The sequence below is a fragment of the Lysinibacillus sp. NPDC047702 genome (assembly GCF_050272555.1).
Taxonomy (GTDB): domain Bacteria; phylum Bacillota; class Bacilli; order Bacillales_A; family Planococcaceae; genus Lysinibacillus.
Genome location: NZ_JBNNMG010000148.1, coordinates 1 through 1,251, shown reverse-complemented (window position 1 = coordinate 1,251; position 1,251 = coordinate 1). Strand labels below are relative to the sequence as shown.

Here is a 1,251-nt window from a genome sequence, read left to right as displayed (position 1 = left end):
CCAACCTTTACACACTCTTGAAACAAAAGTCGACAAGCAAGTTGTGCAGCAGGCGTTAACTCAGCCAAATCACGACACGTTGTTGTTACACTAGTCATTACTGCTCACCCTCTTTTTTAGCCGCCTTTAAGAGATCAAATGTGCCTGATGCTGTAAGCCCTGCAATAAAGCCAGCAATCAACATAACATACACTGGATACTCAGATAACGGCCACAATACCAGGCCAATAAAAATACCAATCACTACTGATGTGATCGGCATGTATTGTGTATTAAGATTAAAAGTCTTTTTAAGTACCTCTGCAACCGATATAACAATCGCTACCATCACCATTGCAATCATAAAAATATTTGTTAAATCCATTATAAATCCCTCCAATTTTAATTTTTAAATAACGACTCAATAAGTAAGTAAATTAATCCACCAGCTGTTAGTAATTTAATAAATAACTCAACTGTAGCGTTAAATCTTTGTTTCTTAAACTCGATTTCATCTTTTCTTTCCGAAGCATTTAATTCGTATTCACGTATTTCTTTTGCTTCCTCTGCCTTATCACGACCCTCTATTAACTGCCATTGGCGATCTGTTATTTCTTTAAATAGATTTCTTGTTTCTTGATTCTCTTTAAGTATTGTATTTTCTAATTTCGTGAAGCTTTGTTCAATGTTTTCAAGTCGTTTGTCTTTCTTGATGTCTTGTTTCTCCAAGTGTTGGAGCCTTTTTTCGTGGTCCGCTAGGCGGAGCTCTACAGTTGGTACGTGTTCCAATAACATCACCAGTCCTTTGCCCTAAAAATAAAAGCCTTGAGAAGCATCGAGATTCAGCACAGTGTACCGTTGCTAATCTCGAATGCTCTCACAGCGTAAAAATTGCATAAAAAATAACGCTAGTCATTTACTGCGTTTATACAACTTCTGTATTTTCTTTTGCTAACTAAAAGCTAGCCAATTGTAATCAACACTTTGTCCTTCTAGCGATGTACCTTTAAACGGATTGCCTGTTTTAATTGTAAATCCATCATTAGTGATAGTTACAATTCCACTGAATTGAGTACCACCATCACCACTAATATAAAAAGACATATGGTTAGGTAGACTTACAAAAAATTCATCTTTATGAATGTATACAGAACTCACAGCACTTTGTACTACTGCTGGAGACCTTACGAAAATCATTCTTGGTAAGAAATCTAAGCCTGTTACAGTAATTTGATCATTACCATCTGCTAACCTGACTCCAGTAACGTAACC

General features: G+C 36.1%; 3 protein-coding genes. All 3 read right to left on the bottom strand.

Annotated elements, in window-relative coordinates; genetic code table 11:
* Positions 1–97: 97 nt before the first annotated feature.
* Positions 98–364: a holin gene (locus ACQKIM_RS28155; protein ID WP_427550284.1), complete on the bottom strand. Its 267-nt coding sequence runs from the start codon at positions 362–364 to the stop codon at positions 98–100.
* 17 nt (positions 365–381) lie between these two features.
* Complete coding sequence (locus ACQKIM_RS28150) at positions 382–708, bottom strand: hypothetical protein (RefSeq protein ID WP_427550282.1); 327 nt, start codon at positions 706–708, stop codon at positions 382–384.
* 222 nt (positions 709–930) lie between these two features.
* A partial coding sequence (locus ACQKIM_RS28145) for a hypothetical protein (RefSeq protein ID WP_427550279.1) occupies positions 931–1,251 on the bottom strand: 321 nt, incomplete at its 5' end.

Excerpts from the sequence above, each read along its gene's own strand:
- ACQKIM_RS28155 (WP_427550284.1), bottom strand. The coding sequence starts at position 364 with ATGGATTTAACAAATATTTTTATGATTGCAATGGTGATGGTAGCGATT.